This is a genomic window from Mesorhizobium sp. WSM4841, from assembly GCF_055811515.1.
Genome location: NZ_JBVVQC010000026.1, coordinates 68286 through 76385, shown reverse-complemented (window position 1 = coordinate 76385; position 8100 = coordinate 68286). Strand labels below are relative to the sequence as shown.

The following is an 8100-nucleotide window of genomic DNA, read 5'->3' as shown; positions in this document are numbered from 1 at the left end:
GGCGAGGACGACATAGAGGCGCCGCCCCAAACAAGTCGGCGGTAAAAAGCGGCCCCCCCAAAACCCCCCCCCCCCCCCCCCCAGCCCCCCCCCGCCGCCGGCGCCCGGGGCGCGCGGGGGGCTGGGTCCAGGGGTCATGGGCGTGAATTCTGCCGGGGCGATCCACTGAGGGCCAAGACTCGGTCGCTCGAAGTGATTGGGTTTTGACCTTACCGGTACTCGAAGATCGACCTGAAAATTCCCGGCGCGATCACCGACAGCGGATTGACGTCCAGTTTCGGCTTGTTGGCATCGCCCCTGAGCCGGTAGGTCACGCCGATCAGCCCGCGATCGCGGCCATTGCCGAGCAGCGCGCCGAACAGCGGCAGTTCGCCAAAAATGCGGTTGATGCCGTAGACCGGCATGAAGGTGCCGGTCATGTCCATGTTGTTGTTCTGGTCGTAGAGCGTGCCCTGGAAGGTGGTGCCGATCCGCGGGCCGCGCAGCACGCCATTGGCCAGCTTCAGATAGCCGGCGCCCTTTTCGATCTCGGAAAAGCCGCGCTCGAACTTCACTCTCGACGTGTCGATATTGGCTTTGACGGCTTCGTTGAGGCTGCGGCTGTCACCGGCCGGCGTCGTCGATACGAGCGAGGCGAGTTTCGGCTCGTTGACCACGAAGAAATCATGCGAGTCGACCTGGCCCTTCATCGGCCCATCGCTTGCCCCGGCGAGCGCCAGGGCGATCGAGCCGCCCTCCATATGCTCGTAGATGTTGAGGAACCGCAGGATTGCGCCGGCGTCGGCCGATCGCACGTTGAGGGCGCGCTTGCCGGCGCCGGTCGTATTGCTGATGCTGATGGCAGCACCCGAACTTGCCGTGGCGCTCACCTTGAGGCCGTTCACCCTGGAGCCGGCGGCGCTGTAGTCGAGCTTCAGGTTCGACAGTGTCTCGTTGTGGAAGCCGGTCAGCGAATTGACATCGGCGCTCACCGAAATCGCGTCGGAACCCGTGGCCTTGGTGGCGGTGTCGACATCGGACGTGAATTGCTTGATCAGCGAGCGCGCGTCCAACGCGCTGCCGCTGATGTCGATCGCGTAGCCCTTGCCCGATCGTTTCACCGACACGGCAACGTCGTCTCCCCGGTTCAACTTGACGTTGCTGAACCGCGCCGAGGACAGGGCGCCGTTGACCAGCACCACGTCGCCGTCGATCGAAAAAGTCTTTCCATTCAGGTCGAAGTCGGACAGCGTCGTGGTGTCGCCGGACTTGGCCATGGCAAATGTGACATTGGCTGGAATGCCGGGTCCCTTGCTCCAGCCTGCCCAGGGAATGTCCAGCCTGGCATTGGTCAGGTCCGCCGAGACAGTCTCGTTGCCCGTGCCGCTCTTGTCGATCTCAACCTTGACGGTTCCCGAAAGTAGCTCCGACAGGCCAGGCATGGCGGCGGCACGCACCTTGTCGTCGAGCACCAGCGCCACTTTCCGGCTGCGTGGCGGTCCGCCATCCCTGAGCGGTTCGATCAGGTCGAGTTCGGCTGGAATGCCGTTGAGCAGCGCCTTGGCGGAGATCACGGCCTTCTCAGGCTCCACACTGATCGAACCGTCGGCGTCGGTCACCGTCTGGCCTTCGAACGGCTTGCCCAGCGACAGGTCCTTGTAATCGAGCGTCACCAGCCAATCGAGTTTCGACCTGTCGACGCCGGACTGTAGCGGAATGTCCGCCTTGACGTGGCCGGTCACCGTGCCCGACAGATCTTCCGGCAGCAGGCCGACATGGCGCATGGCATTGATCGGATCATAAGAGGCGAGTTCGGCGATTGCGGACGCTTCCCCGGCGACGTCGATATCGAGCGCGCCGATCACCGGCGGGCGGTTCGCCGCCTTGATCGTCATCGTGCCGTTGCTTGCCGCCACCGTGCGGCCGCTGCCCATATAGACGTTGCCCGAGGACAAGGCGATGTCGACGTCGTTGCCGTGGAATTCGGCGACGCCCACGGCATCGCGTATCGGCGGGATGTGGCCGGCCGTATCGAAACGCGATCCCTCGATCTGGAAACGGCCGAACACTTCATCTGATGAAAGCGGGATCCCGTTGCCGAGACGCCCTGGCACAACCTGGAATTGCAGGCTCGCATCGACGACGCGGCCGCCGAACAGGTTCTTCAGCACCCAAAGGCGAACCTTTCGCGCGGAAAACCAGGGCCACAACTGCTTGACATGCGAGACCGGCATGTCGTGGACGTTGAAGGCAACAGATATGCCCGGCACCTTTCCCTCGACGAACTCAACCGAAGCCGTGCCCAGTGCCTCGCTGGCGGTTCCGGACCTGATCCCGATCTGCTCGGCCACGAGCTTGTGGCTCCTGGTCTGGTAGACGCCGGCGACGCGGGCGATGAAATTGAGCGCAGGTTCGGAGGATTCCGAAGGCGCCAGCGTCGAGCCGTCGCTGGTCAGGTCGTAGCGATAGGATGGCTCCTCGCCCGCTGTCCCGGTCGCAGGCTTCGGCCCGATCGAACCAGCGAAATTGAAGATCGAGCGATCGGTTTTCAACAGCAGTTTGTCGACCTGGATCTTGTTCGACCCGGCGACAAGTGTCGCATCCAGATCGGCGTCTGCTGTAAGCGAGCCACGCGAGCCAAAATCGAGCACGGAACCGGCGAACGACAACGAGGCCGTCAGCCGCGACGCGTTCTCGCCGGATCCTTCCGACCCCGCCAGCTTCAAGGCAATCGCACCCAGCGTCCCGCCCGGCGCGGCCGCAGCCTTGTCGGCCTGCGCTATCTCGACGCTGGCATCCAACGCCGTCACGCGCTGTGTCGTCGTATCCCGGGTGGCTGAGGCAGCGATGGTGAGCGCCCTGCCGTCGATATCCGCGTCGGATGAAAACTCCATGCCGCCCGGCCCCGACTGCGCAACGGCGGCATCTGTGATCCTGACCAGTTTGACCGACCCCGCCTCGGGCAGAACGAGGTCGACATTGTGGAGGTCGATCTGGCGCATCGAATCCTCGCGCACCGCATCGAGCGCGTGGTTGATGTTGGCAAAGACCGCATCGGACAGTCTTTCCGGATCGACGAGGCCATCTCCATTGCGCAGTGCCGCCGTCCAGTCGCCGCCCGATGGCAGCGCCGCCATCACGATGCGTGCATCGGAAATCCTGGCGCTGGTGAGCCGCACCTCGCCCGAAAGCAGCGGTATCAGCCTTATGCCGAAGCGGACACGCCCGGCGTCGGCCATTGGCTTGCCGTCGGCGGCTTTGAGGCTGACGTCGCTGACCTGCAGCGCGATGAAGCTCGACCCGTCGAGCGTCAGACGGGCCGGCCCAACCGCAACATCGACGTCGACGCCGGCCAATTTCTCGATGGCCGCTTCCGCTTCGGCCCGCAGCCGCTCGGCGCCGAAACCGGACATGCCGATCGCATACACAGCGACAGCGGCCAGCAGCACAAGGGCCATAAGGCCGGCAAACAGCCGCGCAAGAATACGAACGCCGCGGCCGATCGACGCCTGGCCGAGCGGCGGTACGCGGCACGCGGACGGGAAGGCAGCCAGGTCGGTGATCTCATCACGCCTGAATCTGATCTTCTCGTGCTGCGGCTGCTCCTGATCCACGCAATTTTCCGTTGAACGAACTCGACCGGTGGACGAATCCCAGTTTCACATTATATCGATGCGGCTTGGCGCGTAACCACAAACAAGGGCATCGATATGGCTGATCTCGACGTCGGCGAGCTGGCGCCGCAATTCGATCTTCCCCGCGACGGCGGCGGATCGCTCAGCCTCGCGGCCTTCCTCGGAAAGCCGGTCGTGCTTTACATCTATCCGCAGGACGACACCACCGGCTGTACCAATGAGGCGATCGGCTTTTCGCAGCTGAAGCCCGAATTCGAAAAGCTCGGCGCCGCCGTCATCGGCCTGTCGCCGGACAGCGTCCGAAAACACGACAAATTCAAATCAAAATACGATCTGACCATCGACCTTGTCGCCGACGAGGAGCGCAAAGTGATCGAAGCCTATCACCTGTGGGTCGAGAAGAAGCTTTATGGTCGCCGCTATATGGGTGTCGAGCGTGCAACGTTCCTGATTGGCAGCGACGGGCGGATCGCCCGGATCTGGCGAAACGTTCGCGTCAAAGGCCATGAAGAGGCGGTGCTGGAGGCGGTGCGCGCGCTTTGACGTAAACACCGGCTGTGGCCTGAAGCCGAATGTGAGGCATCAGGCGCCGGAGCCTGCACGTCAGCCCCTGATGCCAATTCGGCTACAACCCATGGGCTGCAAGCATCTGGGCGTTAGCAACCGACCGTTAACCTTAATGATGTGTAATCAGGCTTGTCGTTGGTGTCGTAACGAAAGCTTGGTCCCGTGAACGTAGCCAGTCAGTCAACGGTCTTCGGCAGGCGCAAGGAGCCCCACACGGTCATTATCGCTCGTGGCAACGAGATAAGGCATTTCACCATACGGCCATGGGCAGCCGCATTTTGCGGCTCCGCGCTGGCGGCGGTGGCCATAGGCTATCTGCTGGCGACCTCCTACCTCGTGCTGCGCGACGACCTGATCGGCGCAACCACGGCACGGCAGGCGCGCATGCAGCAGGCCTATGAGGACCGCATCTCCGCATTGCGCGCCCAGGTCGACCGGATCACCAGCCGGCAGCTTCTCGACCAGCAGCTCATGGAAACCAAGGTTGGCGAACTGCTGGAACGACAGACCCAGCTCAGCCTGCGCCATGGCCGCCTCGGCCCGCTCCTCGAACGCAGCGAGAGCGATGCCGGCACGCCAGCTGCCGCGGGCACTGCTGCGTCCGCGAAGCCTGATAAACGCGCCGACGGGACCGACGCCCAGCCGCAGGCCTATTCGGTTGCCAGCGTCGGCGCCAACCCTAGCGCCGGCGATACCAAGCCGTTCTCCCTGTGGTCGACCCGCACCGATCCGCTGCCGAGCGACACGGCGGCCGATCGTGCCGACAGACTGTTCGTATCGATCAACGAGTCGCTCAAGGCCATAGAGAGCCAGCAGCTCACCCGCATCACCACGCTTGCCGACAACGCCTACAGAAACGCCGACGCGATCTCTCAGGCGCTCGAGGCGGCTGGCCTGCCGGTCGACAGCGATTTCGGCAAGAGCGATGCCGGCGGTCCGCTGATACCGCTCGACAGTTCGATGACGTTCGACAGCAAGGTAAGGGAACTCGACGAGGCGCTGGACGCGCTCGACCGTCTGAAGACGGAGGCGCGACGGCTGCCGCTCGCCAATCCCGCCCCCGGTCGCTCGGTCACCAGCCCGTTTGGCGTGCGCACCGACCCGCTGCTCGGCACCGCCGCGCTGCATTCAGGGATGGATTTCAGGGCGCCGACCGGAATGCCCGCCAAGGTCACGGCGCCAGGCATCGTCGTCAAGGCCAGCTGGAACGGCGGCTATGGCCGCATGGTCGAGGTCGACCATGGCAACGGCTTTGCGACGCGCTATGGGCATCTCAGCAAAATCAACGTGACCGTCGGCAAGAGGCTCAACGCCGGCGATGTCATCGGCATGACCGGCAGCAGCGGCCGCTCGACCGGCCCGCATCTGCATTACGAGATCCGCCACAACGGCGAAGCCATCGACCCGCTGCGCTTCCTCAGGGTCGGCAAGAAGGTCGCGCAGTACCTCTGATCTAATTCCCTGGCATAGTTGCAGCCTGTCGTGCCGACCATCTCCCCCATTGCGGCAGGGCAATCGTATTTGGATTTTTGCGAAGGTGGACCCCCATCCTAACCCTCCCCACAAGGGGGAGGGAACGCTGCCGCGCGCCCTTACTTCCCCTTTGGCGCCGAAAGGCAGGCAATTTGCCGAGGTCAGCGCCAGCGGAAGTCTCCCTCCCCCCTTGTGGGGAGGGGTTAGGGGTGGGGTACATCGTAGAGCGAAAGCCTCGGCTTTCTACCTGCGATAGCCCTGCCCATTGCGGAGATCGGCGGTTATCCCGGCTTTCGTCAATCGCCAGTCTCTCATGAATGAGCACCGCGTCGAAGCTGTCAATCTCCCCCTTTGTGGGGGAGATGTCCGGCAGGACAGAGGGGGGCGCGAAGGAACGCGACTCAGCCGGGATCGCGCCCGAAATTTTTTTTGAATTCCATTTGACTGAATAAATCTTTGGTGCGAACCTCATGTCTCCCAGGGACGCAAGACATGGCACTGCGGGGGACCAATCAGGAATTCGGGCGGCCTTACAACAGGCGCATCGTCCTCGAATCCATCCGCCTTCACGGTCCGATCGCCCGCGGCGACATTGCCCGGCGGGTCGGGCTCACCGTGCAAACGGTATCGACCATCGTTCGCGAGCTGGAAGAACACGGCTACGTTCTGTCCATGCGCGAAGAGCCGCGGGGGCGCGGACTGCCTCCGGCAACCCTGCGGATCAACCCGGAGGGCGGCTATGCCGTCGGCATCCACGTCACTCCCCTCGGGATCAATGCGGCGCTGATCAATTTGAGCGGAGACGTGATCGAGAGCACCTACCGCGAGGCCCCCAACGCAACGCCCGACCATGCCTTCGATCTGATCGGTGTGATGGTGCTTGAATTGACCCGACTGCGGCCTGGCGGTCGCGTTCTCGGCATCGGCATGGCGCTGCCCGGCCCTTTCGGCGTCGAGTCGATGAGCTTTATCGGCCCGACAACGATGACCGGCTGGAAGGACGTGGCGCTTCGGGAACGGCTGGAGGCCTCGACAGGGCTGCCCGCGTTTTTTGAGACCGACATGGCGGCCGCGGCAATGGGCGAGCGCCTGTATGGCCTCGGGACGGGGTATTCCGAATACTACTATCTCTATTTCGGAGTCGGTCTTGGCGGCGTCATGGTGCATGACGGAAGCGCGTTGCGCGGCGCCTGGGGAAATGCCGGCGAAATCGGTCACATCCCTGTCGTGCCTGGTGGCGAGCCGTGCCCCTGCGGCAATCGCGGTTGCCTCGAACGGTACCTCTCGCTTGAGGCGCTGCGGCGCCGGAACATCAGCGACGCAGATTGGGTTGATGAAGTCGGGCCGATCTTCCGCACCGCCATCACCATCATCGAGAACCTGTTCGATCCCGAAACCATCATCCTCGGCGGACTGGCGTCCACCGATTTGCTTGAACGGCTGGCCGGTTCGGTTGCGAACCTTCCCAACTCGATCTCGGCGCGAAAGGACCGCACGGCGCCCCGTGTCACCGTCGCACGCGGCGGCCAGCATGCGGTGCTGCGCGGGGCCGCAGCGCTTGCCGTCTCAGGGGTGCTTTCGCCACGATTCGGCCAGATATTCACCGCCGAGCGCGAACGCGGGCGAGATATCCTGCAAGGCAAGGGGATCGCGGCATGAGTGAACCTCTGCTGGTGCTCGACAACGTCGCCAAGAACTATGGCGCGATCGAAGCGCTGAAGGGCATCAGCTTCTCGATCGGCAAGGGCGAGGTGGTGGCGCTTCTGGGCGACAATGGCGCCGGCAAATCGACACTGGTCAAGATCATCGCCGGCGGCCTGGAGCCGACCTCCGGTCGCATGCTGTTCGAGGGAAAGGAATTCCTCGCCAAATCTCCCGCCGAGGCCAAGGCGGCAGGGATCGAGACCGTCTACCAGGACCTCTCGCTTTGCACCAATGTCGACGTGGTGGCCAATTTCTTCATGGGCCGCGAGATCACCAGGAAATTTCTTGGCGTTGCCGTGCTCGACGAACCCGCCATGGAGCAGGTGGTCGAAAAGGCGCTGGCCAGCGCAGGCACGCGTATCCCATCGCTCAGAACCAATGTCGAGCACCTCTCGGGCGGCCAGCGGCAGGCCATCGAACTCAACCGGTTCGTGCATTTTGGCGGCAAGCTCGTGCTTCTCGACGAGCCGTTCGCAGCACTCGGTGTCGAGCAGACGCGGCGCGGCCTCGACATGATCCGCCAGGTGGCGAGCCAAGGTATCGGCGTCGTCATCATCACCCATATCATGCAACAGGCCTTCCAGGTCGCCGACCGGATCGTGGTGATCCGGCAAGGCGTCGTGGCGGGCGATGTCGCGCGCAACAAAACAAGTCCCGACGCGGTGGTCAACATGATCACCGGAGAGACGCTCGCCGGTGCCGGACCGGCAGGCTGAGGGACAAACGAGGGGTCCGGCGCAAA

Annotated in this window: 5 protein-coding genes; 4 read left to right on the top strand and 1 reads right to left on the bottom strand. The window is 63.7% G+C overall.

Annotated elements, in window-relative coordinates; genetic code table 11:
* Nucleotides 1-209: 209 nt before the first annotated feature.
* On the bottom strand, nt 210-3593 hold the full coding sequence (locus AC0L14_RS25355; protein WP_473751105.1) for a hypothetical protein: 3384 nt from the start codon (nt 3591-3593) through the stop codon (nt 210-212).
* 96 nt (nt 3594-3689) lie between these two features.
* Here AC0L14_RS25355 and AC0L14_RS25350 point away from each other — a divergent pair, with 96 nt between their 5' ends.
* From AC0L14_RS25350 to AC0L14_RS25335, 4 genes are all read left to right on the top strand, one after another.
* Nucleotides 3690-4157 (top strand): peroxiredoxin, encoded by a 468-nt coding sequence (locus AC0L14_RS25350; RefSeq protein ID WP_473751104.1) that lies wholly within the window; start codon nt 3690-3692, stop codon nt 4155-4157.
* A gap of 186 nt (nt 4158-4343) precedes the next feature.
* A complete protein-coding gene (locus AC0L14_RS25345) occupies nt 4344-5633 on the top strand; it encodes a M23 family metallopeptidase (RefSeq protein WP_473751103.1) in 1290 nt (429 codons plus the stop codon).
* A gap of 513 nt (nt 5634-6146) precedes the next feature.
* A complete protein-coding gene (locus AC0L14_RS25340; protein ID WP_473751102.1) occupies nt 6147-7313 on the top strand; it encodes an ROK family transcriptional regulator in 1167 nt (388 codons plus the stop codon).
* Entirely contained in the window at nt 7310-8074 is a 765-nt protein-coding gene (locus tag AC0L14_RS25335) for an ATP-binding cassette domain-containing protein (RefSeq protein WP_473637691.1), read from the top strand. The genes AC0L14_RS25340 and AC0L14_RS25335 overlap by 4 nt, the downstream gene beginning before the upstream one ends.
* Nucleotides 8075-8100: the final 26 nt, after the last annotated feature.